This is a genomic window from Imperialibacter sp. (assembly GCF_040222385.1).
Lineage (GTDB): Bacteria > Bacteroidota > Bacteroidia > Cytophagales > Cyclobacteriaceae > Imperialibacter.
The window spans coordinates 133,292-159,773 of the sequence record NZ_JAVKDF010000027.1; the positions used below are offsets into that span (position 1 = coordinate 133,292).

9 protein-coding genes are annotated in these 26,482 nt (G+C 47.4%); 4 read left to right on the plus strand and 5 right to left on the minus strand.

Annotated features, from left to right (window positions below; translation table 11 throughout):
* Window positions 1-4: 4 nt before the first annotated feature.
* Window positions 5-10,942, minus strand: coding sequence for a BspA family leucine-rich repeat surface protein (locus tag RIG68_RS13580; RefSeq protein ID WP_350123066.1), 10,938 nt, complete (start codon window positions 10,940-10,942; stop codon window positions 5-7).
* Window positions 10,943-11,616: 674 nt separating this feature from the next.
* On the opposite strand from RIG68_RS13580, the gene RIG68_RS13585 reads away from it, so the two are divergent.
* Window positions 11,617-14,835 carry a CHAT domain-containing protein gene (locus tag RIG68_RS13585; RefSeq protein WP_350123069.1) on the plus strand — a complete coding sequence of 1,073 codons (3,219 nt, stop codon included), beginning with the start codon at window positions 11,617-11,619 and terminating at the stop codon, window positions 14,833-14,835.
* Between the two features lie 53 nt (window positions 14,836-14,888).
* Here the strand turns inward: RIG68_RS13585 and RIG68_RS13590 are convergent, their stop codons facing one another.
* Window positions 14,889-16,541 (minus strand): amidase, encoded by a 1,653-nt coding sequence (locus tag RIG68_RS13590; protein WP_350123072.1) that lies wholly within the window; start codon window positions 16,539-16,541, stop codon window positions 14,889-14,891.
* Window positions 16,542-16,677: 136 nt separating this feature from the next.
* Between RIG68_RS13590 and RIG68_RS13595 the strand changes: the two genes are divergently transcribed.
* Window positions 16,678-17,106, plus strand: coding sequence for an RrF2 family transcriptional regulator (locus tag RIG68_RS13595; RefSeq protein WP_152001506.1), 429 nt, complete (start codon window positions 16,678-16,680; stop codon window positions 17,104-17,106).
* A gap of 78 nt (window positions 17,107-17,184) precedes the next feature.
* A complete protein-coding gene (locus RIG68_RS13600) occupies window positions 17,185-18,978 on the plus strand; it encodes an SLC13 family permease (protein ID WP_350123075.1) in 1,794 nt (597 codons plus the stop codon).
* 4 nt (window positions 18,979-18,982) lie between these two features.
* Here RIG68_RS13600 and RIG68_RS13605 read toward each other — a convergent pair whose 3' ends face one another.
* The 3 genes from RIG68_RS13605 to RIG68_RS13615 form a co-directional block, all read right to left on the minus strand.
* The gene (locus RIG68_RS13605) at window positions 18,983-21,340 is read right to left on the minus strand and encodes a prolyl oligopeptidase family serine peptidase (protein WP_350123078.1); all 2,358 of its coding nucleotides are present in this window, start codon (window positions 21,338-21,340) and stop codon (window positions 18,983-18,985) included.
* Window positions 21,341-21,527: 187 nt separating this feature from the next.
* Entirely contained in the window at window positions 21,528-22,490 is a 963-nt protein-coding gene (locus RIG68_RS13610; protein ID WP_350123081.1) for a hypothetical protein, read from the minus strand.
* A gap of 175 nt (window positions 22,491-22,665) precedes the next feature.
* Window positions 22,666-23,229 (minus strand): DUF4251 domain-containing protein, encoded by a 564-nt coding sequence (locus RIG68_RS13615; RefSeq protein ID WP_350123084.1) that lies wholly within the window; start codon window positions 23,227-23,229, stop codon window positions 22,666-22,668.
* Between the two features lie 418 nt (window positions 23,230-23,647).
* Here RIG68_RS13615 and polA point away from each other — a divergent pair, with 418 nt between their 5' ends.
* Window positions 23,648-26,437, plus strand: coding sequence for a DNA polymerase I (polA, locus tag RIG68_RS13620; protein WP_350123087.1), 2,790 nt, complete (start codon window positions 23,648-23,650; stop codon window positions 26,435-26,437).
* Window positions 26,438-26,482 lie beyond the last annotated feature (45 nt).

Genomic DNA, 26,482 nt, shown 5'->3' on the forward strand with positions numbered 1-26,482 from the left:
ACTTCTACTTACTAATCCAGATTTTAAATGAGGTGATGTTGACTCCGTTGTTTTCAAGGTCGTGGAACCTGAGAATATACATCCCGTTTCTTATCTTGGTTACATCTAAAGTCAGGCCTTCATTCTGACCTTTGATTAGACTGGCTTTCTGCAACGTCTGCCCCGTCATGTCGATCAACTCTGCTTCAACACTGCCCTTTACAAGCTTCTCATACCTTATCGTGATATAGTCGGCAGCCGGGTTCGGGTACGCCGTCAGCCCTTTGAAGTAGTCCAAATAGATACCCGTCTCTTCCACCTTGGTCACCACAATGCTGGTAGGAGTAGCCAACGCATTGATCCGGATGCTGTTCTGCTCAACACCTGTGCCGCCCCCCAACTGGAAGTCCACAAATGAGGTCGGGTCCATCGGGATACCCGGATACTGTATGTTGACACGATAGTCCCCGTCGGGCAAGTTGTTCATCTCAAACTGACCCGTTTCATCGGTTTGAACATAGGCGATCAGCTCATACTCATCTTCGTTGTCTTTCGCCCTGAACCGGGAACGGCTCACACTCACCCCCGCTCCCTGCACTCGCTTTCGGTCAAGAACCCTGCCCCCAGTGTCCCCAAAGTCCGATTCAAAAAGACCTTTGAACGTGTTGTCTCCATCCGCCGGGGTCAACTCCCTCGGTACGTTAACCAGCGTTAACGCCAGGTCACCGACGTTGTCTCTTAGTTGGATCAGATCAGCGAACACCCAGTCGATCGTGCTCCGGTAGTAGCTCGGGATGTATACTTGTTTGTCCTGCTCTCCGTACAGCAGATAGTCTCCCAATATCACACTGTTGATTGTAAACACGCCATTGTCGCTGCTGGTGTATAAACCTGTCGTATCATAAGCTCCTTCTTTTACTCCTAACAATGCACCTGTTACGCCGCTAACTCTTAATTCGTTCAGGTCTGTTGTCGTGCCTGTAATGGCGGCAGTAGCAAGGACTCTTTGTACTTCGCTTCGCAAACTGAGGCCAGCTACTTTGCTATTGGTTATCTCCAGCTCGTAGCTTCCCATATTCTCATACCTTATTGGTCCTAGCTGATAGGTGCTGCTGGTTCCTGCTGCTATCGATGATCCATTGCGATACCACTGGTAGCTATTGGCCGTCCCACCAACTGGCACCTCTACTGTTACTTCCGTGTTCACTGCTATCTTTTCGTCTCTGGCCTGGCCGGTCAACTTCTGAGGTGCATAGGTCATACTCGCTATCCCTATGTTAGGCTCAAGGTCGTCGAACTGAAGCCGGTTGTTTCTAACGTCAAGGGTGTTGAGCTGTATGATGTTGGTTAGTGCTGGCAAGCTGCTTATCTCATTGTCATTCAAATCAATCACTGTAAGTCTCCTCATGTCGCCCAGACGAGCGGGCACATCACCAGCAAGGTTGTTCGACGGAAGGGTAATACCTGTAACACGGTCGTTCTCGACGGTGATGCCAAACCAGCTAGTGATGTCAGCCGTGTTCCAATTGGTTTTGTTTGTCCAGCTATCGCCAGCCGTTAGGGTATAAAGCTCGGTCAGTACCAGCCTGTCTCGTTCCAATGAGCTTACCCGAAGTGTAATAGGCAATGTGTTCAACGTAAGGTTGGGTAGCAGGCTATTGCGTACTTCGACGGCGTAGCTCCCTTCTTCAGCAAATGTGGGAAAGGCGATTGTATACGCCGCTGCGGTGGCTCCGTCGATGGATGTTCCGTTTTTATACCACTGATAAAGGTTCGATGCGCCAGGGCTGGTGCGATCAAGTGTCAATGACTCGCCTCTTTCCTGAAGCAGGTTAGTAGCTGCGAAAATATCGCCCTGCGGTGAGTAGCTAAACGTCGTTACCCCTGCAAACTGCTCCAAGGAACCAAAGTCCAGTTGATTGGAAGACAGATCCAATACTTGCAGTGCTGCCAGGTTAGTGTTGGCGGGCACCAGAGTGACCTGGTTATTGGCCAGGTCCAGCTGCTGTAGTGCATTCAGCTCGGTGCCTGTCAGTATTGGGAAGGCGCCCGTCACATTATTAGAGGCAAGGTTGAGGGCCGTCACCCGGCTATTTGTTACTGCTACGCCTGCCCAGCCTCTCACCTGGCTTACCTTCCAGTTCCCTGAACTACTCCAGCCTGCACCTCCCATTTCATCGTAGATTTTAACCAGCGCTGTCGAGTCAGACGTTAGTTCTGCTGAATGGAGTGTTTTCGTTGTTATCGTATTGCTGTAGGCAGTGGTGTCTGTTGCAGTGTAACCTCGAACTCTATAAAAGTAGTCGGTTGCGTGGTACAACCCACTAACTGTTGCACTGGTGTCTGTCGTAACCGAGGGGTTGAAGCCCGTCAGCTGACTGGCAAACAATTCGTCGGTCGCTACTTCAAGCAAATAACCACTAACGCTGGCCACAGAGTCCCAACTCGCCAGGAAGCTGTAGGTGGTGACACCTGTGGCCTCTGATGCAATTACGCTTAAACTTTCTTCCAGCGTTCTGCTGTCTGTCAATGGTTCTGTCGTCAGGTAATTGATGGCTGCTCCAGTGCCATTGTAGGCGTATACATCGTAATCCACCACCGTTCCCAGCTCTACACCAGACAAGTCATCAGTGAAACTTGTGTCTGATCCCGCATACACCACGTACTGGTCGGTATAACTGTCTCCTGCCGCATATTCCGTCCCATCTTCAGGTACAGTACGAGACGTCGGCGTATAGTACCGAAGCACAAGATACCCCTCCGCTCCGTCAGCAGCCGCAGTAAAGTTACCGCTCATCTGCCGGCCCGGTTCCAGGCTTAGGACAAGCGCTGTGGGCTGGCTCAGCGGTTCAGTAGCAAGCAACGCTTCTGCCCCAGTTTGGATGTTCCCGGTCAACGGGTTAACGCTATACACTATTCCGCTGCCGCCGCCATTGTATCCAAATACATCGTAGGTATAATCCGTCTCGAAAGACAGCCCACTATCGGTAAACGTGGTGCCAGCGCCAACCATTATCACCGTATTGTCGGCAGAAGGGTTACTGCCTTCCGTGAGCTCTGTGCCGGTAACCGGGCTGTAAGCTACCGCTGCCGTAGGACGCCTGATCACTAAATAGCCCAAGGCTCCAGAACCTGTAAAGCTCCCATTTACCTCATTGGCAGCTGCAAGGCTTAGGTTCAAGGCTGTGGGGGTGACCGGAGTTGCCGAAAGTGTAGTAATGTTGCCGGTCAATGCGGTCGTGCTGTATACAATGCCAGCCCCACTGCCATTGTAGGCATACACGTCGTAGGTGTAATCTGTTTGGTTGGCAAGACCGGCGTCTGTAAAGACAGTAGTTGGGCCCACAGCTATCACGTGGTTATCAACTAATGGGTTGCTGCCAGCCGTTAACTCTGTGCCGTCAACTGGGCTGTAAGCTACAGCTAGTGCAGGGCGTCTGATCACCAAATAGCCAGAAGCTCCACTCCCTACGAAGCTTCCATCTACTTCATTGGCAGCAGCAAGGCTTAGGCTCAAGGCTGTGGGAGTGGCCGGGGCCACAATATCTCCAACCGACAACGGATCACTCGAAACATCAATGCCGGTCACCGTTCCAAATGTTGCAGTGAAACTGGCGTCATCCACAGAAAAGGTAATGGGAGAAGGCGTAATTCCTGCCCCGGTTGCCACATCGGCCATCAGGAAGTAGTACCTGCCTGCGGTGTAGATCCCCCCGAAAAGCGGTGAAAATTCTACTGAACCAGCTGTAAGTGAAGAGGAATTGTATGTGTCATTGTCAATCAAAGTAGCAAGGCTGTTGTCCAGTGAAATAACTAATCGGTAGTTCTCCAGGTAGGTGTCCGGATCCGATGAGAAGTTGACCTTCAACCCGGTTACTTCTCCATAAGGATCAGCAGCTACGAGAAGCTCCATCAAAGTAATATCTGACGTTCCTGCCGAAACATTCACCTCACTGCCAGTCGCATTTTGAAGGGTCGCCGTAAATAACGGATCAGCATCAAAGGTAATACTTGGGCCGCTGTAGCTAAATGCCTCAACCGTTACCGAGCTTACATCAATACCAAAATTATCTGTGCTGAATTGAATACCCGGCTGGGTAGGGTTGGCCTCTGGTTCTGCATCTGCTACCAGGAAAATATAGTGAGTACCTATTGCTAAACCGTACGCCATAGAGGCAAACTCCAAATCAGTCATAGAGAAAAAAGGACTACTGCCAATCAGGGTATTGTCACCGGTGGTGCCGAACAAAGCATCAGTAGAATGGTAGAGCCTATAGTTACCCAGGCTTGCCGACAGGTCAACGTTGGTGGTAAAGGCTAGCCCATCCAGATCGGCAGCGTCAGTGAGGCTGACACTCAATCCTGCCACAACCACATCGGTGTCGGGATAGGAAACAGTACCCGTTGGTATTTCTCCGTTTGCCGCCACCACCTGTAACTGCCCGAACCCTGCCTGAAATTCAAAAGCACCAAGGTCTACACTAAGCCCTGTGTACCTCGGGTTATTGGCCAAGTCATTAGGAAGCTTTTCGGTAAAGTTTCCATCCCCGTCTTCATCAAGAAAGTCGATGTTGACGGAATTGTTCAATAAAAGATTGTTGCCTAGATCAATGGCGGACGACCCTGACAAAAGTCCATAATCGCCACCAGGCCCATCTACAAAATTAGGATCGGTGCCGAATACATCATAGTCCGAAACGTCGCTATAGACAAGCGGGTCCCAAAACTCTACAATGGAATTTTCAACCGTAAATGATCCCCCATCCCTAATGCTTGGTTGACTCCCCTCTGGTGCTGCTACTGAGGTATTGCCCCAAAAGATGGTGTTTTGTATTTCAACATAAGCTCCATCGTCAAAGCTCAAACCGCCTGATCCGTCGTTAGATGAATTGTCGACAATAGTTGAGTTGACAGAAATGAATGTGGAAAGATAATCCGCATGCGCCGCACCACCATTGTCATAAGCGAAATTACCTGCGAACAAATTTTGAAATGCTTCATAATAACTTTCACTGAGGTAAAGCCCCCCTCCCGTTACTCCATTTTGGCTATTCCCGATGAATTTATTGTAATATCCAGGCGTCTGGTTAGTCAGGTTAGAGCTACTCAGGTAAAGCCCGGCCCCCTGAACAGCTGAATTGTACTGAAAAATAGACCTGTAGATAAAGGGCTCCGATGCGTCCAGATAGACCCCTCCGCCTACCGTGGCGTTATTATTCTGAAAATGGGTCTTGAGAAAAGTAACTTCTCCGCTTGTTATATAGACGCCACCTCCACTAGTCCCGGCCTGGTTATATTCAACCACCATGTTATTCAGGCTCAAGTCCGTATTGGAGGAATAAATACCTCCTCCAGAGGTGGTGGCATTACCGCCACTTATCGTGAACCCATCAAGGAAAACCCCTTGCACATTGCTTACAATAAGCACGTTGTTCGAATTATCAGCCATATTGGTGAAATTGAAATCGTCATCACCATTTAAATCGCCACTCAAAACAGTTTGTGCCGGGTCAGCAAATCGTTGTGAAAGGTCTGTTTCAGTCGCATCAAAACCACCAAAAATCTCCAGGTCATTTTGTGCAATCACAAAAGAAAGAGACGTATTACCAGCATCGGCCCCGTCAGGCAGATACACCCCATTGGCCAGCCATATCTGGTCGCCGCTGATAGCAAAAGCCAGGGCATCCTGCAAGTCGACAAAGGCATCGGCCCAGGAGGTGCCATCATCAAGACCTGACGCTGTAGCGTTCACATAAATAACAGTTGGCACCCGTGACCCTGCTTCCACTGAACCGATGTCAGGATTGCCGTCAAACCTTGGTGCTCCTCTTTGGTCATACTCACTGCTCTCAGCCGGCGAACCAGCGTCAATAGCCGGGCTCCCCACCCCAGGGAGGTGTGTTAAAGTTGGTCCGCCATTATCTGCAAGCGGTTCAAGCAAGGCATCTATGGGGGTACCACTATTTCCTACTAAGTCATTGCCAAGTGGAGTAAATGTCATTCCAGAGTTGTCGCCAATTAAATTGTAGTCACTGGATGAGAATGAACCTTCTCCATCGGGGTAGTTAGTATCAAGGTTCCCTGCCAAAATCGTATTATAAAGAGATACATCACTTAAAGAATTGTTGTATATACCTCCAGCTCTGCCTGTTGCGTCACTATCAAAATCCGCTTGATTCAGTGTGATCGTCGAAGAATAAATGTTTATCGATCCAGCGGTAACTTCAATGCCGCCTCCGTAGTTCAATGCTGAATTACCGGATATTGTACTCCGACTAATTGTCACCAACGCATTTCCCGAGTAGCTTATCGCCCCGCCGCTATTGGCACCATTATCGTTAAAGGTAGAGTTGCTAAACACAAGATAGACTGTGCTGCTAGCTCCGGCAACAGCTCCTCCAAGGTAGGCTTCGTTCGCTTCAAAGGTCGTATTTTCTGTAGAAATGAATCCCTTTTCAGCATATATCGCCCCTCCATCAAAGTCGGTTACGTTCCCGTCGAAAACACTATTGTCAACCAAAACCTGGCAATCTCCCAAAATATTGAATATGGTTCCGCTGGCACCAGTGAGGCTGTTGCCTGTAAAGCTTGACTCATTGACCAATACTTGCGGCCCTGCTCCAAAAAATTCATCCATCAGATGAAACATCGGCTGGCCCACCATAGTGTTCCCAAAGAACGAACAATGCTCAATATTGAGGTCTTCTTTGATAGTTAGCAAAGCGCCGATATTTCCGTCGATTAGAGGGTTGGTATAATTCACGTTGGTGAAGCCGAGGTGGCTGAGTGTAAGAGGGGCGGTAGCGTTGAAGAGCCTCACACCAAACACACCACTGCCCTGGTCTACATCCCCGGAACCATTTATGACAAGATTATCAACCTCGTATCCGTTGATCACCAGCTGCTTGGTCCCTATATCCAGGGTAGAAAGCACGGTGATCTCTGAGCTGGCGGGCAGATTGAATCTGATAGTATCAACAGAAACCGTGCTGGCATCCAAAATCGCCTGACGCAAAGTGCCAGGGCCAGCATCAGCGGTGGAAGTTACGATTAAGGAAGAGGGTACGTCATCGTAGAGATAGACTTTGTCAAAACCCACCCCGTCATAACTGGTTTCACTTGTCTCATTCGTCACAAAACGAACCCTAAACCTCACTGGGCCGGTAAGATTAATCGTACTTAGGTTATAGCTGTACTCCTGCCAGCCTCCAGAGCCGTCGGACCAGCCATCGGTGCCAGACACTGTTCCTGCCGGAGGGTCACTACTGACGTTGTACCAGTTGGGGTCGCTGGCCTGGCCCAGCACATGCCAAAGACCATCCGTCGATGAATATTCTATGTAGGCAATATCATTAGCATAGTCAAAGGTTTCGAGCCCATCACCAGCATTGAAATTCATGTCGTAGATCAGCGAAAAGCGGAAGGTCGGATTCGTAAGGCCTGAAACGTCAAAAAACGGGCTTTCAATATAGCTGTCTTCATTTTCATTATAGCTTGATTCAAGGCTAGTTGTAAAAACCTGTGCGCCATCTGCTGCATCATTAATTACCGAACCGCTGGGGAATCCGCTACCCCAAGAAGGGTTCGATCCCCCCACCATCCAACCACCATCTCCACTTTCAAAGCTTTCAAAATAGGGAAAGGCGGCGATCGGCTCAATTATTTCAATGTCAGCGTTGAAAACATCGTCTGCGGGAACTTCATCTCCAGCAAGTGCCAAGCTTACGGCAAGCTGATACGTTCCAACACTTGCCAGGTTGGCCAGGTTGGTAAAGGCATACTCTTGAGTTTGCAACGGGTTGATCGTGCCGGTAAACGTTTCTACTTCGGTTATTGCCCCCGGATTGATTTCATAACTAACAGTGAAGTTCTGAATAGGATCCTGACCGACATTGGTGATTCTGGCCTTTACCTGATAGTCGCCGGTAGGTGCGGTAAGTGGCGATGTGATAGCGGTGACACCTGCATTGGTGGTGGCGTCGGACACATAGATTGAGTAGTCCTCAGTTTCGCCATAGTCGTACGGGCCGCAAGCCTGCACGTCTCCGGCAACCGTCGTCTCCATCAGCACTATGCGCAACTTAAGCAGTGCATTGGTCGCTGCGTCTATGGGCACCGTGATGTCGTCACTAAAATTGGTCGGCGACAGGCTAACCGTCGACGTGTATACCAACTCGCCAGGTGAAAAAACAAAGTCGTTGTTCCAGTCTACAAAAATTTTGGCTATCTTATCATAGTCACCGCCACAAGTGCCTACATCAAGTGAGAAGGCATTCACAGATTCGGGCGCCACTAAAATAATTTCTGAGCTATAGTCAGTATATGTTTCGCAGGAGAGGGCGTTGGTTGTGCTAACACCCCCCATGGAAAATGCTACTATCTTAGAGTCAGCGGCATCAGTTGCTGCGGAAGCGCAATGCTCAGAGGGGCAATCCTCAGTATCTCCGACAAACGTCCATGAGTAGTTTGTTATTAATACTTGCCGGTCGGCTGCTGATGAGCAATAGGTAAGGCCAGCTACCCCAAGTGTTAATCCTGTTGGAATATTTTCCGTAGCTCCGTTGTCATCTGCCCAACCTACCAACAAAGCATCGTAATTGGCTTTGGAAAGACCACTGTTGTCGAGCATGTTGTCGCCGGAAGTTGAATTTAGACTGCCAATGTCCCACGCCCCAAGGTTCTGATCAAAAGCAGTCGCATTGGAGAACATGCTCCGCATTTCGAAGACTTGACTCACATCCCAACCGCCAATATCCTGATTAAAAATGGTCGCATCCTCGAACATGTGGAACATATTTGTGACGTTTCCCACTTGCCAACCGGAGATATCGATATCAAAAGAAGACGCTCCAGAAAACATATATGCCATATCTTCCACCAGGCCTACGTCCCATCCTCCAATATCCTGATTAAAAGATATCGCATAGGAGAACATCGAATACATGTCCGTAACAGCTCCAACTTGCCAGTTGGTAATGTTTCCATTGAAGGAGTCGGTTCCTTCAAACATGGAACGCATGTTTTCAACATTGCTTACATCCCAGCTACTCAAGTCCCCATCAAATGAACCCGCATAGCTAAACATGGAACTCATGTCCAACACATTGGAAAGATCAGGAGCATCTATTGCATTGTATATAAGATTGTTGCACCCGGCAAAAGCCGCATTCATATCCGCCCATGCAATATCTCCCCACTGCTCAATAGACTGTATTTTCAAACGGTCGCCTGAACTGTCGAAATAGATTGCCGGAAAATCCCCGGCGATATACACCCGATAGAGGCCGGCAGTTGGCAACACAAAACTATGAGGCTGGTTTCCGTCATTAAATGGTCCTGCTGAGCCGTTATTTGACACCTCATTTCCTACTTCCTCCCAGGTGACGCTGTAACTATAGCCGATACTGGCTCCGGTGGTCGGTATGGTTATAGTTTCGCTAGTGCCTGTGGTTTGCCAGGTAGTAATGAACGGCTTGTATTCGGAATAGCTCGCAATGAATATATCTCCGCTTCCTGCTGAAATAAAATTGGATACCCCAGCATTTGGGTCAAGGTCAGTAGTTCCGTCGAAAAGGCCCGTTAAGTAAATTCTGCCGCCGCCGTCAATGGCTATGTCCTCAGGTTGCTCGGAAGTACTGGAACCAATGTTTTCAGCAAACGATACTATGTCACCTGTTGGATCAAGCTGGACTATAAATATATCGTAAGACCCGGCTGACGTAATATTTTGGGTCGCTACTGAGGGGTCAAAATCCGTTGTGCCGTCAAAATAACCGGCAACGGTAACATCTCCCAGGCCACTCACTACAAGCGAGTTTGCAGTTGTCTCTATGGTTCCGCTAAAAGTCCTACCCCATAAAAAACCTCCCAAATCATCATGCTTACTAATGTAGGCATCTAGAGCAGAACCTGTTGCTGTAACATTTACCGGGCCATTAGTCGGGTCGAAATCAGCAACGCCAGCAAAATACCCGACCGTATATACTTGGTCGGAGGCGTCCAACCCAATAGCCAGGCCCGTAATGCCTAAGACGTCGTCACTCACCATTGAGTTACCCCACTGAAATACACCAGCCGCATCAAGCTTCAACAAAAAAGTGGCAGTCGTGCCTGAAAAAGCCATATTGGAAGTGCCTATGCCCGGATCCAAATCAATGACTCCATTAGTAGTACCCACCGCATAAATATTTCCTGAGGCATCTATGGTCATGTCGGATACAATGGTAGAAAGTAGCGACCCACCTATTGTTTTTACCCAAACAAAATCACCATTTGCATCGAGCTTGCTGAAGAAAGAATCATAGTCTTGCGCAACGACGCTTGCATCACCAACACCCGGATCAAAATCTGTGGTGCCGTCGAAAGAACCCGCAGTATAAACGTTGCCGGAGCCGTCAACAGCGATGGCTGCCCCGGAATCAGTGCTAAGACCGTCACTTAGCATGCTTTTTGCCCAAACTAAATCCCCATTTGCATCGTACTTGGCTACAAACACATCTCCTCCACCAACTGCTGCCGTAAGGTTGGTTGTCCCAACGCCCGGATCAAAATCAACAATATCTCTAAACCACCCTGTTATATAAAAATTGCCGCTAGCATCTACGGCAATATCTCCTGGCGTATCCAAATCGGATCCGCCTATGTTGATGGCCCACAGGAAGTTCCCTGCCTCGTCCTGCTTCAAAACAAAAATATCACCATCACCTACCGAAGTTAGATTAAATACAGACCCGCTGGGGTCAAAATCTACCGTACCAAAGAACCTTCCAGTAGTATACACATTGTTGGTTCCATTGTGAATGGCGATAGCTTGTCCAAATTCAAAAGCGGCCGTTCCATAGGCACTGGCATTCTCAAGCTTTATGACCTGAGCATAGTGTAAATGACCAAATGACATAAGCAGCAAGAAAAGCACAAAAGGAACCTTCGGGCATTTCAGTAAAAAAGCTGTTCGGATTTTCATATTCGGTTAGCGGTTGGGTACTAGATATTTTTATAGAAATGATTTCACCTGCAATAAACTCCTGGTTTGCTGTTGACATTTGAATGGTAAAAACCCACCTCCTACGATTGGAAGTGGCACCGGTTGTTGAAAAATGGCGGTTGGCATAGTATCCAACAAACAAGGAGGTTCTCTCCGGCTGACCGAAAAAGCTGCCGAGCAAAAATCGGTGAAAAAGAAGATAAAAGAGTGCAAGCTCATATCAGTATGCTGATATGAAGACAAAGAGATTTCAACAGTGACATAGCACGCCCAAAAACAAAAGTAAAAGTGTAGGAAATGTTGACGCCAGCCTATTTTCAGTCTGAAAAATGAGCGAAAAACGTCTTTATAAAAAGGCAGCTGGCAACATCGAATAGTTCGAACGACACAATAGCAGCGAAAGCCCTATTACGCTTCGTCCATAAACATAATGTCAAAATTTAACTTAAGCTAAACAGACGTGTATAATTCTACTAAAATATTTTTAACGGTTCTGTCGGCTGTGTTAGACCAAACAACAAACTCATCCATCGGAACCTTAGAATTACATTTCAACACAGAGAAATTAGAGAAATCCAATTTTTTTCTGGGATTATTATATTTCTATGTTGTAACTTGTTCGGTTAAAGCAATCAACCTAAATCTGACGGTTCATGAAGACCCACATTTTGATTTTTAAAGGCTTTCTTATTTTTTTTCTGGCATCAACATTTCTGCCTGCTTGGGGCCAGTATAAGTTCGACAACAAAAGTTTTAAGAAAACTTTCGAAAAGGCTAAAAAAGCGTACGATGACTATGATTACCCTACTATTCTTGATCTCGAAGCCGATCTTCTGAAGTTCTCCGAGCCTAAAAAAGACACCCTTACGGCCCTGGTTTACTCGTTTTTGGGTGAGTCATACGATGTGGAGGGCGACCCCATGAAGGCCTATGATTACTACAAAAAGGAATATGCCCTACGACAATCTATTCAGGATAAATCAGAATACAATTATGGGGGTTTGTTGTTCAACCTGGCTTTCTATGCCATGGGGCTTGGCGACTATCAGGAGTCAGAAAAGCTGTTTTTAGAGCTGGCGGAGGAAGACAAAAAGACCTACGGTAATAAAAGCGAGGAATACGCAAGGACTGTGAAAAACCTGGCTGACCTCTACAAGAGCATGGGCCGCTACAAAGACAGCGAAACCACCCTCAGAAAACTAATGAGAGATATTGATCGTGACAATCCCAATTATCCTTCAGTAGTCACCAATCTGGCTATTTTATACACCGCCACCGGAGAATATTCCAAATCAGAAAGGACTTTCGAGCAAGCGCTGGAATTGCTGGAAAATAGCGTTGGAACCGCCTCGGTTGATTACGTTGTTGCATTAAGTAGCTTAAGTTATCTCTATCAGTCAGCAGGCCGCTATTCAGAAGCTGAAGAAACGCTTACAACGGCCAACTCAATTCTAAACAGGCTCCAGGGAGAAAACGAGCAGGTAAAAAGTCTTATCTATAACTATACAGGCACCGTTAAATTCAGAATGGGCCTTTACGATGAAGCCGTTAACTACTTCACACAAGCGCTAAAAATAGATTCAACACTGTATGGGACGGAGTCTCCTTTGTATGCCTATTCTCTTGATGCCCTTGGGTCTGTCTACAATTATATGGGGAATCACGCCAAGTCCATCGAAGCATATGAAAAGGCAATGCAAATTATTGGCGACGTTATGGGTACTGAAAGCTTCGACTACTCCTACACTCAGGCCAACCTGGCACTTGCTTATATCAACGATGGCCAGTTGGAAAAGGCTCTTGGCACAATGACTGAAGTACTGGCCACTGATAAAGCCGTGTTAGGAGAAGGCCACCCAGACTATGCCAATAGTGTACACAACATGGGTAACCTCCAGTTCAAAAGAGAAAACTATAGCGAGGCGGATAAGTACTACAGCGAATCTTTAAGAATAAGGAAAAGAGCGCTGGGTGCCACTCACCCAAAATACGCAGAAACGACGAATAAGCTAGCCATCCTCAAGTGGGCTCAAAAAGACTCAAAAGGTGCTGAAGCCTTCTACAAAGAGACATTTGATAACTTCTTCACCCAGATCAACGCTTATTTCCCCATCCTTAGCGAAGACGAAAAAGCTACGTTCTACTATACCAAGTTAAGAACTGCCTTTGAAGAGTTTAATTCTTTTGCCATTGACAGGTTCAAAGACAACCCAGCCCTTATTGGCGATATGTACAATATTCAGCTGGCTACGAAAGGCTTGATTTTATACGCCACCAACAAAGTGCGTGAAAGCATCCTTAACAGCGGTGACACTGTCGTCATCAACAAATACCAGGATTGGATAAGCCAAAAGGAAAAGATTGCAAAATTATACTCTTCCAATGATGAGGAGCTAGACATCAGAAATCGAAAAATTGATTCACTGTCCAGCATTGCCAATGCCCTGGAAAGAGAGCTAAGTACCGCTTCGGCGGCCTTCTCCAATACTTTCGTGAAAAAGGACTACACCTGGCAAAATGTACGAGACAAGCTTAAACCTGGAGAAGCGGCCGTAGAAATTATCCGTTTTAGAGAATTCAAGCCTGACTCAAGCGGCATTTTCACTGACAATATATACTATGCGGCGTTAGTTGTTCGCAACGACACAAAGGACAACCCTGATTTGGTAATCATAAGAAACGGCAACCAAATGGAAGACCGCTACCTGGCCAACTATAGAAACGCCATTCGCTACAAAATTGAAGAAGACTTTTCATACGGGCTATTCTGGAAGCCCATCGCTAACAAACTAGAAGGTGTCAAAAAGGTGTATTTGTCTCCTGATGGAGCCTTTAATCAAATCAGCATCTACACCTTGCGAAACCCTGACACTGGCAATTACACTCTCGACGAAATAGAGATTCAGGTAGTAACCAATACCAAAGACCTGGTGGAGGAAAGAAAAGTCTCAGCCTTTCAAACTAAGGACGGCAAAGCGGTGCTCATAGGGTACCCCAACTACAACAAAGGTGCCTTCGAAGACATCAAAGCTGAAGAAGCCATTGCTTCCAGCGTCGTTGCGGATGCCGCTGAAGGCGGTGCAGATAGTAGGGGTGTGCGGGGAACCAGAGGTACTCGTGGAACACGGGGGTCGAGAGGCACAGATGGCGAAGAAGCTGTTAGCCGTGGTCTAACAAGAGGAGCCTCCAGAGGCCTGCCACGAGGAATCCGGGGTAATCTCAATCGCTATATAAACAGTGACGACCTGCTTGCGCTTCTCCCGGGAACAAAAGTGGAGGTGGAAAAAATCAACGCCCTTTACACGTCGAGCAAAACTTCTTCGGAAATTGTTCTGGGAGACAATGCTATCGAGACATCACTTAAGAATGTTAGATATCCCCGTACTTTGCATGTAGCCACGCACGGGTTTTTTCTTGAGGATCCCAAGCCTGAAGAAGCTATTGATACTAAGTATATTGAGAACCCACTTCTTAAGTCAGGTCTCGTGTTTGCGGGCGCCAATAGTTTTCTGGCGACCGGCGAAATGACAGAAGATGACGGGATTCTGACCGCCTACGAAGCGATGAACCTCAACCTTGATGGTACTGAGTTGGTGGTGCTGTCTGCGTGCGAAACGGGGTTGGGCGAGGTGCAAAATGGAGAAGGCGTCTACGGCCTCCAGAGGGCTTTTAGAGTGGCGGGTGCCAAAAGTATGATCATGTCGATGTGGACGGTGGATGACGACGCCACGCAAGAGCTCATGACTCACTTTTATGAAAATTGGCTAAAGACAGGAGATAAACATGCCTCCTTTATTAATGCGCAAAAGTCGTTGAAGGAAAAATATCCAGAGCCTTATTTCTGGGGAGCATTTATAATGGTCGGCGAATAAGAAATATTCCTTATCCGAAATTGCGAACCCTTCTGTCTGCGGCAGATGGGTTTTTATTTGAACATAGGCGGATGCTGAAGGTGAAAATCCGTCAACCCCTGAATTTCTGACCCAAAGGCAACCAGCTTGTCCTCTTCAAATAAATGACCAACCAGGGTAAGGCTTGTCGGTCTCTTCTTGTCATCGAAGCCAGTTGGAAAAGCCAACGCCGGGTGCCCGGTAAGATTTGTTATCAGCAACTGGCGACTGAATGTGGGCGAAATTAAAATGTCAATTCCCGCAAGTGTCTCATCCATCTTATCCATCAACACCTGCCTGTGCCTATGCGCCTGAAGGTATTCCACGGCTGGTATAAACCTTGATTGTCTCAGTGAGTTAGCTCTGGAGCCGCCCGTCTGTTCTACCATCTTATCAACATCATGGCTTCTCACCAGCTCGTCAAAAAAAGCACCAGCCTCCGCCCTAAGAATCACGTCAAAAGAACTGTAGGGAATTGAATCCTCAGCTGGCAATTCAATCTCCTGCATTTCATAACCTGCCTCCATTAGTCTATTGAGTATGGCAATCGCATTTTTTCCCAGCTCTGTGCTGTCGTTCTCCATCATGCCCTTCAAATAGCCCACTCGCAGCGATTTGGCCGAGAGCGCCGCTGGGTGTAAAAGCTGGACGTCGTCGACGGTAAGATCGAGGCCGTCAGGCCCCATAATGGCCTCCAGCACGATGGCGCAATCCATAGCCGTTTTTGTAATTGGCCCTGGCTTGTCCATACTCCAGCTCAGACTCATGCAGCCGTACCGGCTTACCCTTCCAAAAGTGGGCCGCAGCCCGGTCACGCCACAACGGGACGACGGGCTAACAATGGAGCCTAGTGTTTCCGTACCAATACCAAATGGTACAAGCCCGGCAGCCACTGCCGACCCCACTCCAGCTGAGGAACCGCTGGCTCCCTGCGTGGTGTCCCAGGGATTTTTTGTTTGCCCGCCAAACCACACGTCACCCCGGGCGAGAGCACCAGACGTGAGCTTTGCTACCAGTACGGCCCCAGCCTCCTCAAGCTTTGTTACTACTGTAGCATTATAATCTAGTATCTGATGCTCGTACGGCTTTGAACCCCAGGTGGTGGGGTAACCCTGCACAGCAAACAAATCCTTTATGCCGTAGGGTATTCCATGCAACGGGCCGCGGTATTTACCCCCCGCCAGCTCCTGATCCATTTTCCTGGCTTGCGTCAATGCCAGCTCCTCAGTGACGGTTATCACTGCCAGCAGTGTTGGGTCATATTGTTTAATCCTACTGAGAAATAACTGAGTCAGCTCAACTGAAGAAACCTTTTTTGCTTTGATTAGCGCAGCCAGTTGTTCCACGCTTAAAAAAGCCAACTCCTCTTCAGAAACTGCATCCGGATTGGCTTCCACAGACCAATCGATTTTTTTGTGCTGCTCTTTCGAGCCCACCCGATGATTGGTGGTAAAAAGGAGAGGCGGCACAACTGTCTCGGGCAACCGAAGGTTTCTCATCGCTTCATAACCCGTTAGGTTCCTTTCCAGATAGCTGAACATAGTGTCCACATCGCCTTTGCTAAATTGCAAACCGATAAGCTTTTGTGCCGAGCCTATATCTTTCCTGGAAAACGAATGCCTGGAGGCAATAAAAAAGCCACTTCCAAAACTGAAAACCAACAGCAGCAAAACGACTCTCCTCTTCATGGGATTTTTTTTGAGAAGCTAAGGAAGTATCACTGTGGCACCAATTAGTTTTTTAGGAATGGAATCCCACACACCATTTTCTTCGGGTTCTATTTATATAGTTATATTTGTTTCGCTGTCAACTCAGTCGCTGTTAATGATTTCAAAGAAAACCAAGTATGCACTTAATGCGCTGGTTCACCTGGCCAAAAAATTCGAGCAGGGCCCAGTGCTAATTAGTTACATCTCCGAGCAAGAAAACATCCCTCAAAAGTTTCTTGAGGCCATTCTTCTTGATCTGAAAAATGCAGGCATACTCGCCAGTAAAAAGGGCAAAGGCGGTGGATACTACCTCATTAAACCCCCCGAAGAAGTGAATGTGGCTGATGTTATGCGTTTGCTTGACGGCCCTATTGCGCTACTTCCCTGCGTTACTTACAAATACTATGAACGCTGCGAGGAGTGTAAAGACGAAGAAACTTGTGGTATCCGGGATGTATTTATGGCTGTTAGAAATGAGACCGTTCAGATACTGAAGCAAAACACCCTGGCTTCCATCATCGGAAAGGAATCGGTTCAAAAGTGATTTTTTTCTTTGTCCTAAAGTCTACTAATTTGGTATAGTTTATAGATTTTATAATATTTGCCCGCTTATTCGGAAAATATGGGGCTAGATGCATGGTTGGTATTAGGCGTGATAGTAGTGGCAGTGCTGCTATTCGTGACGGAATTCTTCTCAATCGACGTTGTTGCGCTACTCATATTGTCTTCACTGGTTCTTCTGGGTATTATCAGCCCTGAAGAAGGGGTGGCTGGCTTTGCCAACCCAGCCACCATTACCGTGGCTTTCATGTTTGTTCTCAGTGCCGCTCTGCTCAAGACAGGTGCGCTTCAGCTGATGACACCCAAGCTTGCCGGCCTGTTCAAATCGAATTACCTTTTTGGGATGATCAGCCTCGTGCTCTTTGTCGGGTTCACTTCGGCTTTTGTAAACAATACGCCAGTTGTGGCAGTATTTATCCCCGTTGCCGTGCAGATCGCCCACACCAGCAACATAAGTCCCTCCAAGCTGCTCATTCCTATCTCCTTCGCTTCCATCTTTGGTGGCGTTTGCTCCCTAATAGGTACGTCTACAAATATCGTAGTCTCAGGTGTGGCGATGAAAAACGGACTGCCCGAGTTTGGTATGTTCGAAATGTCTCCCCTTGGTCTGATCTTTCTTGTGATTGGCACGTTGTATATCGCTTTCATTGGGATAAAACTTCTTCCCGACCGATCGGTGGCCGAAGGATTCAAAAGCAGTGTTTCTTTCCGGGACTTCCTTACTGAAATAGAGTTAAAAGAAGATGGGGCTTTCACTGGCCAGCGTATCATGGATAGCCCAATAGTAAAAGAGCTTGAAATGGATATCCTTGAGGTGCGGCGCAATGGGCAAAAATATGGGCTGCCCCCCGGCGATATGGTTTTGCTGTCGGGCGATGTGCTAAAGGTGCGGTGCAATGTTGAGAAGATCAAAGGGCTGAAAGACCTGGTAAAGATTCAATCGCAATCTGCCGTAAGTATTGGTGAAGAAGCCCTCAACAACCAGGGTATGACGCTGGTGGAGTTGGTCATTACTTCTCAATCTAGTTTTGAGGGAAAAACTCTTAGAGAAATCGACTTTCGGCGAAGCTACCGTGCTGTTCCCTTGGCGATTCGCCACCGTGAAGAGGTGCTCCACGAACACTTGCATGAGGTAGCGTTAAAGGCTGGAGACGTTATCCTTGCAGAAATAAAAACCCACCACCTGACTGAGCTCAAAAAGCAGGAGACGCATCACGAAAGCCCTTTCCTTATCCTTTCAGAAGAGGGTGTGATGGACTTTAAAAAGAAACGGTTCCTTTTTGTGCTGACAATTATTGGCGCCATTGTGTTTCTGGCGGCTTTTAATCTCGTCAATATAATGATTGGAGCGATTGCCGGCACCGCCATACTTGTGGTCTCTAAATCAATCACGATGAAGGAGGTATACCAGGCCATTGAATGGAAAGTGGTCTTTCTGCTGGCTGGTGCCCTCAGCCTTGGAGTGGCCATGCAAAAAAGTGGCCTCGCTGCCATCATTGCTGGCTCGCTCATTGATTCGCTGGGCGAATTTGGACCAATTGCCATTGTGTCGGGTCTTTATCTGGTTACCGCACTATTGACCGAAATGATGTCCAACAATGCCACCGCAGCACTTTTAGCCCCTATTGCCATCGTAACTGCGCAATCGCTTGACCTGAGCCCCACGCCTTTTTTAATGGCTGTCACCTTTGCTGCATCCGCCAGCTTCATGACCCCAGTTGGCTACCAAACCAATACCATGGTATATAGTGCTGGCGGCTACAAATTTACCGATTACTTCAGAGTAGGCTGGCCACTTTCCCTGGTGTTCTGGATAGTAGCCAGCATCCTGATCCCCATTATTTTTCCCTTCTGAAAAACTACTTTTTCAGATTTTTCTCGAATAGCTCGTAAATTCTCCGATACTCGTCGACCCAGCTGGAAGCCTCCACAAAGCCGTGGTTTTCCACCGGATATAAAGCCATTTCCCAATCCTTTTTGCCTAACTCAATCAACCTTTGCGACAGCCGAACAACATCCTGAAAGTGTACATTGGTGTCGACCATGCCATGTGCAATAAGCAATGGCTTTTTCAGGTTTTCTGCATAATAAATCGGTGACGACTTGCGATAGGCAATGCTATCCAGCACAGGTGTGTTCAGGATATTAGACGTATAGCCGTGGTTATAGTGAGCCCAGTCGGTAACTGACCGCAGGCCGGCACCAGCCGCAAAAACATCGGGCTCGGTAAATAATGCCATCAGCGTAATAAAGCCTCCATAGGAACCGCCATAAACGCCGATCTTGTCTTTGCTCACGCTGTGTTTCTCTACCAGAAACTTAGCCCCATCCACATTGTCGGACAAATCCCACCCCCCCATAAACCGGTAAATGGCAGTTCGCCAGTCACGGCCGTAGCCTGCACTGGCCCGGTAGTCAATGTCGAGCACTGTGTATCCATTGTCTACCAGAAAGTTGTGGAACATGTACTCACGGTAATAGCTGCTCCACCATTTGTGCGCATTCTGCAGGTAGCCAGCTCCGTGCACAAAAACAACAGCCGGGCCATTGGGGGTTGGGTTCTCTGGTTTATAAAGCCTCGTCGGCACTTCAGTGCCATCCCTGGCGGTGAACGTAGTGAACTCGGGTGTTCTCCAGCTATATGCATCAAATTCGGGCGTAGTTGAAGAGGTAATTTTCTTCATCGCTGCCCCCGGCTTGTTCGGCATCAGGAACAACTCCCAGGGTTTGTTGGCTGTTGAAAACAACATGGCCAGGTTCTTCTCGTCCGGTGACAGTGTAACATCGTTGCTTCCCACCTGTGATGTAATTTTCACGGCCTTGCCTCCTTCCAACGGCAATTTGTAAAAGTGCCTTTGTCCGAAGTCTCCCTCATTGCTGCTGAAATACCACGACTTCTTGTCTTTGGATAAGCTTACATCGTACACCTCATATTCTCCAGCCGTTAAAGCCTTTTTGCTTTTGCTATCTACATCCAGTACGTACAAATGTGAGAACCCAGTTTCTTCCGACTGAAACCAAATCCTTTTGTTGTCAGGCAACCAGCCAATGTCACCAGGAGAATACATTGACCAACCCACGCCGGGGCCGCCTACCCAGGCCTCATCCCTTTGCCTATCCAGTAATGTATTCGATCCGTCTTCAGGGTTCAACAGGGTGATCCACCGGTCTTTGTTGTCGACCGACCGATACACCATCATTGCCTTCGACCCGTCGTCAGACCAGAAAGGGCCAAAGCTGAACACTTCTCTTTCGAAAGCCTTCATCGTATCAAGCTTTGGATAGTCGGCGTAAAAATCGGGCTTGTCTTTGATCCCCGGTAAATCATTGGTTTTCACCTGCATCACCTTTCCTGTGGCAGGCGTAAACATCCAAACTTCCCTTTTGGATAACTCGGAGCCCACTTTTGTTCTCGTATTGATTGGTTCCGTGTAGCCTGATTCAGCTACAAACTCAGGCACCATGGTATTGTGGGTATTGTCCGCCGATTTAGAAAGAACATAAGAAATGACTTTGCCATCAGGACTCATTAGAATACCCGACACACTTTTGCCCTCAAGGTAAATTTCCTTTGGTCTGCCTGGTTGATCTGCCTTTCGGATTTCTTTTTCCAGTTCATCTTCGTCATGGCGCTGCTTCACAATCTGCGAAAGCCCCAGCTGATCATTTTTTAGCCATTCATCTTGTTCCGATAGTTTTTTGGGCTTCTTTGCAGAGCCCTCTTTAAAGTTGGTAAGTTGGGTGATAACGCCCGTTGAAATGTCCCAGGAGAGCAGGTTGTTATCGAAGGTAAAATGGATGGTTTTTTCATCCGGGCCAAAATAAGCATCCGACTCCCTACCTGCTGTATTAGTCACCTGAGTAGTTGCTCCACTCTTCAGATCCAGAACAAATACGTCCCCACCTTTTTCGTACAGCTTTTTGGTCATTGCCTTATTGTACGTGCCTCGTCTGGACGGAAGAGCCCGTCTCTCCTTCGGAGTTACCTTCACGGGGCCATTGGAGCCTACGACGTACTTATATAGTGAATCGCTCGGATTCTTGTCAGGATTCCAGTCGAAGTAGATCGTCTTACCGTCTTCTGACCACCATGGGCTGGACGGCCAGTAGCCCGTGAAATCTTGCCCCTGCATAATCTGGGGAATGGAAAGGGAAGATTGTCCGGTGGCTGATGACGACAGAGCAAGCAAAAGGACAACAATGTAGATAGGTCTCATGGGGTCAATATTATTTTGAACAATTTTCACCTTATTCAAAACTTTTGAAAGCAGCCTTACACAAAAGGCGCAGCCAGGGTAAAATAAAACAAAGTCGGCTGCCATGCAGTCGACTTTGTGATCTTCAGAATAAATTTAATGTAAATGCTGAATCGGTTGGTTTGAGTTAACCAACAATCCTCATGTGTTAGATGCCACCTACGAACGTTCCACTTCGTCCGTCAGAATCGGTCCATGAGCCAGCGATATCCCCACCTTCGATGGTGCCGGTGACAGTCACCACATCCCCGTCGCCCTGGTTGATGCCCAGATAAATGTCGCCATCCTCGTTGGCAAAGCCGTTAATTGCCGATGAATCATCGCTGCCATTATAAACGCCCATCGCCTTGCCTCCCGCAATATTCAAAGTCCAGGTACCAATAACGACACCGCCGCCTTGTGCCGTTCCTTCATAGTCATTGTCAAAAGCGCCAGTGGCAATAGCACCAAGGGCTGTACCCGTTTCTTGTGTTGTATCGAACCAAATTACCGTGACGTTGCCATCCGCAATACTGCCCTGCGCAGTCAGCACCGTTCCAGTGGCAAAGGCAGAGCCGATTGATAATTTTCCCTCGCTATCAACATATCCAGATATCAGGCCATTGCCGTCTCCTCCGCTGTAAGCACCTGTTGCCTTTCCCTTGCTGATTGTCAGCGACCAGGAAGCGGAATACATGTCGTCAGAAAAAGCAATCCCGTTGTAGCTGCCGTCAAAGCTTGTCACCTCCATAGCGCCGGAAAGCTCCCCAAACTCCACATCGGAGTTTGCCCAGGTTCCCGATACTGCACCGTCCTCTTTAATAGTGATGACCGTCTCTGTGGTAGATCCGTCGTCGTAAGTGATGTTTACTTCAAGCTTGCCTCCTTCATAAACAGTGCCTGTGTAAGCTGTACTTCCGGTGATATAATCAAAAGATCCACTGGCCTGCCCCGTGTTGACCAGCATAGTCCAGGTGCCAATTTGAACCCCTTGCATCGAAAAAATCCCATTATAACTTCCATCAAACTCCAGGGACGCTGAAGGTTCCTCATCTTTGTCGCCACAGCTGACGATAGAAACAATAATCGTCAGGGAAACTGCCAGTTGGACAGTGGTAATAAGTTTTCTCATAATCACTCAGGTTAGAAATAATATTGCCAAAACTCGCAGGTGATCACCGAAATCGTCAAAAAACTAGCGTTGCACTTTCGACTTCACTCAGCACCTAAGATACTCCTAAATTTTCAATAAAATAAAAAGGCCTGCTGCTAAGCAACGGCCCTTTCTTCATGTGTTTTTGTAAGTGCTACATGGGGACACTCATTCCTTTGTATTTAAACGACTCGCCATGGCGCTCCACATCTCCCGAAAAGGCAAGACTTCTTCCCCAGGGCCCATAAAATCGGGCCACGGCGTTTTCCTTGCCCCGAATAGATATAAATATGGTGCCGTTACCATAGCCAACTGAGCTTGTTTGAATGGTGACGAATAAGTTGTTGCCATTTTTACTCTCGTTGACCTTATAGTCTAGTATTCGACCAACAAACGTAACGCCACCAATGCCGTTGTAGCCTATGCCGTAGGGAGAAGCAGTTTGCATAATAACTCGGTCTCCCTCAATGGAAACAAAATTATTGGCCGTGGCCATATACTGTCGGCTTTGTCTGTCAAGGAGGAAATCGGCGTCTATGAGGAACAACCGCTCATTCACTACCTCTTTGAGCTCAGTCATTTCCTGATCCCTCTCTAATTGTTTAAGTTCTTTTCTATCAGCCTTGGAAAGTTTCTCATTGTCATCAGCCGTTTGGCTATAAGCCGGTACTACTAAGATCAACAATCCAAGCACCGCTAAATTCTTCAACTTCTTCATAGCTTCTAATTGTTTAGTACAACCTTATAACAATCAAAAGCGATGCCACTCGTACCTTTTTAGCAATTTTTAACATTTGTGGGAGGAATCACATCCACCTCCAGTTCTTTGCAGTTCGCCACAAAGGCGAACCACAAAGATTGATGGTGATCAAAAAACGAGGATCAGTCTCAGCGGAGGTAATAGCTAACAACAGAAGCATTACGCCCAGCTGACGGTTTAGACTCAAATGAGGTTAAAAAGCAAACCATCCCTACAACCAGTCCCAATAAAATCAAAAAATATCTTCGTTTTCTCATAACACCATCAATGACACAATTGGAAATAAAAGGTTGGTGCTGTCTCAAAAAAAATTTTAGGCGGAGCTAAGCTGCATACTTTCTCGAATGGAAACTCCATTTTTTCTACCTTTACCATTATGAGCAAACCCGAGAAAAAACTTTTCCTGCTTGACGCAATGGCCCTTATCTACAGGGCTCATTTTGCCTTTAGCAAAAACCCAAGAATAAACTCAAAAGGCATGAGCACAGGAGCAATTCTTGGCTTCACTAATTCACTGCTCGAAATCTTAACTAAAGAAAAGCCTACTCATATTGCCATCTGCTTCGATACTGCTGCCCCCACTTTCAGGCATGTGCAGTACGAGCCATACAAAGCTCACCGGGAAGCTCAGCCGGAAGACATCTCTATAGCCATTCCATGGGTAAAGCGAATGGCCGAGGCCTATCGGATTCCTGTTTTGGAGCTGGATGGCTTCGAGGCCGACGATATTGTTGGAACATTTGCCAAAAAAGCCGGGCATATGGGATTTGAAGTCTTCATGATGACGCCCGACAAAGACTACGCCCAACTTGTGCAGGAACATGTTTACTTATACAAGCCCGCTTTCCTGGGTAATTCAGTGGAAATTCTGGGTATCCCTGAAGTGCTGGCCAAATTCGATATCGACAAGGTAGATCAGGTTCGTGACTTGCTCGGTTTACAGGGCGATTCTGTAGATAATATTCCCGGCATTCCGGGGGTGGGCGCCAAAACAGCCTCCAAGCTTTTGAAAGAGTTTGGCACAGTAGAAAACCTGATTGCCAACTCAGATAAACTCAAAGGCAAGCTTCAGGAAAATGTGATTCAGTTTGCTCAACAGGGTTTAATGAGTAAAGAACTGGCCACTATTCACTGCGAGGTACCTATTGAATTCAACGAAGAGCAGCTCCGATACGATGGGCCAGATGAGGAAAAATTGAAAGGTGTTTTTAGTGAGTTGGAATTCCGAACCCTTGCCAAACGTATTTTTGGCGAGCCTAAAAAGCAGGAAACTGGATCGCAAATGGATCTTTTCGGTGCCCCGGCTCCGGTAATCAGCAACGAGAGTTTCGAAGAAGAGGCGCCTGCTGAAAAGAAAACTGCCTTCACGGAAGTGCACGACTACCACCTGATCGATACCCCGGAGCTAAGAAAAAGTCTCCTCAAATATCTGCTTCTGCAAAAAGAGGTTTGCTTCGACACAGAAACAACAAATATTGACTCATTTGAGGCCGAACTTGTGGGCATCTCCTTCGCCTATGTAGTCGGCGAAGCCTACTATATCCCTGTGCCGGAAAAGTTTGACGATGCTAAAAAAATAGCTGAGGAGTTCAGGGAGGTATTTGAAAGCGAAACCATTACCAAGATTGGCCAGAACATCAAATACGATATGACGGTGCTCAAGAAGTATGGCGTTGAAGTGGCGGGGCCATTGTTTGATACCATGCTGGCTCACTACCTGGTCGATCCCGACACCCGTCACAACATGGATGTGCTCGCCGAAAACTACCTGAACTACAGCCCTATTTCTATCGAAACCCTTATTGGGAAAAAAGGCGTGAAGCAGGGCACCATGAGGGATGCAGACTTGGCGGCTATCACAGAATATGCGGCGGAAGACGCAGACATCACCTTGCAGTTAAAGGAAAAGCTTGAGCCTGAAGTAGAAAAATACGGCATGAAAAAACTGCTGGACGAAGTAGAAGGCCCGCTGGTGAAAGTGCTGTCATACATGGAGTACGAAGGCGTCAAAATTGATACCGATGCTTTAAGCCAAATGTCGGGTGAGCTGGAGAAGGCCAGTAAAATAGTAGAAAAAGAAATCTATGAAATTGCTGGAGAAACATTCAACATTGCTTCTCCCAAGCAGCTGGGTGAGATACTTTTTGACAAACTCAAGCTGATCGACAGTCCCAAAAAGACAAAGACCGGCCAATACGCTACTGGGGAAGATATCCTTTCAAAGCTGGCGAACGAACACCCCATAGCCAACAAGATTCTGGAATTCCGGGAGTATCAAAAGCTGAAGTCGACCTATGTAGATGCCCTGCCTCTAATGATCAGCAAAATAGATGGGCGGGTACACACCGACTACCGCCAGGCCGTGGCGGCCACCGGCCGATTGAGCTCCAATAACCCGAACCTGCAGAATATCCCCATCAGAACTGAAAAGGGACGGGAAATAAGGAAAGCCTTTATTCCACGGGAAGAAGGCTACAAAATTTTCTCTGCGGATTATTCGCAAATCGAGCTGCGCATTATTGCCGCTTTTGCCAAAGACGAAAGTATGATTGAGGCCTTTAAAAACGGCCGGGATATTCACTCAACCACAGCCGCCAAAATCTTCAAAAAGCCACTGGAAGAAGTGGACTCCGACATGAGGCGCATTGCCAAGTCGGCTAACTTTGGTATCATCTACGGAATTTCAGCGTTTGGCCTGGCCGAAAACCTGGGCATTTCACGTACCGAGTCAAAAGAAATTATTGATGCATATTTCACTGAGTTTCCAGCAGTAAAACGCTACATGGATCATATTGTGAACGTGGCACGTGAACAGGAATACGTAACAACCATACTGGGGAGACGTCGCTACCTGAGAGACATCAACTCCCGAAACATCACCATCCGTGGGTTTGCTGAGCGAAACGCCATCAATGCACCTATCCAGGGGAGTGCCGCTGATATTATAAAAATCGCCATGATACGCATACATGACTGGCTTATCAAGGAAAAAATGAAGACTAAGATGATCATGCAAGTGCATGATGAATTGGTTTTTGACGTGCATGAAAGTGAGCTGGATGTAGTCAAAGAAAAAGTGGTACATTTTATGGAAAATGCGATTTCCCTTGAAGTACCTTTGGAGGTCGGCACCGGTGTAGGCAACAACTGGCTGGAGGCACATTAAACCCTTGCGAGGCCGTCCGTGACCGGTTAGTTGAACGCTGAATAT

Bases quoted from the DNA above. Each gene is read 5' to 3' on its own strand.
- RIG68_RS13580 (WP_350123066.1), bottom strand. From the start codon at position 10,942: ATGAAAATCCGAACAGCTTTTTTACTGAAATGCCCGAAGGTTCCTTTT.
- RIG68_RS13585 (WP_350123069.1), top strand. From the start codon at position 11,617: ATGAAGACCCACATTTTGATTTTTAAAGGCTTTCTTATTTTTTTTCTG.
- RIG68_RS13590 (WP_350123072.1), bottom strand. From the start codon at position 16,541: ATGAAGAGGAGAGTCGTTTTGCTGCTGTTGGTTTTCAGTTTTGGAAGT.
- RIG68_RS13595 (WP_152001506.1), top strand. From the start codon at position 16,678: ATGATTTCAAAGAAAACCAAGTATGCACTTAATGCGCTGGTTCACCTG.
- RIG68_RS13600 (WP_350123075.1), top strand. From the start codon at position 17,185: ATGGGGCTAGATGCATGGTTGGTATTAGGCGTGATAGTAGTGGCAGTG.
- RIG68_RS13605 (WP_350123078.1), bottom strand. From the start codon at position 21,340: ATGAGACCTATCTACATTGTTGTCCTTTTGCTTGCTCTGTCGTCATCA.
- RIG68_RS13610 (WP_350123081.1), bottom strand. From the start codon at position 22,490: ATGAGAAAACTTATTACCACTGTCCAACTGGCAGTTTCCCTGACGATT.
- RIG68_RS13615 (WP_350123084.1), bottom strand. From the start codon at position 23,229: ATGAAGAAGTTGAAGAATTTAGCGGTGCTTGGATTGTTGATCTTAGTA.
- polA (WP_350123087.1), top strand. From the start codon at position 23,648: ATGAGCAAACCCGAGAAAAAACTTTTCCTGCTTGACGCAATGGCCCTT.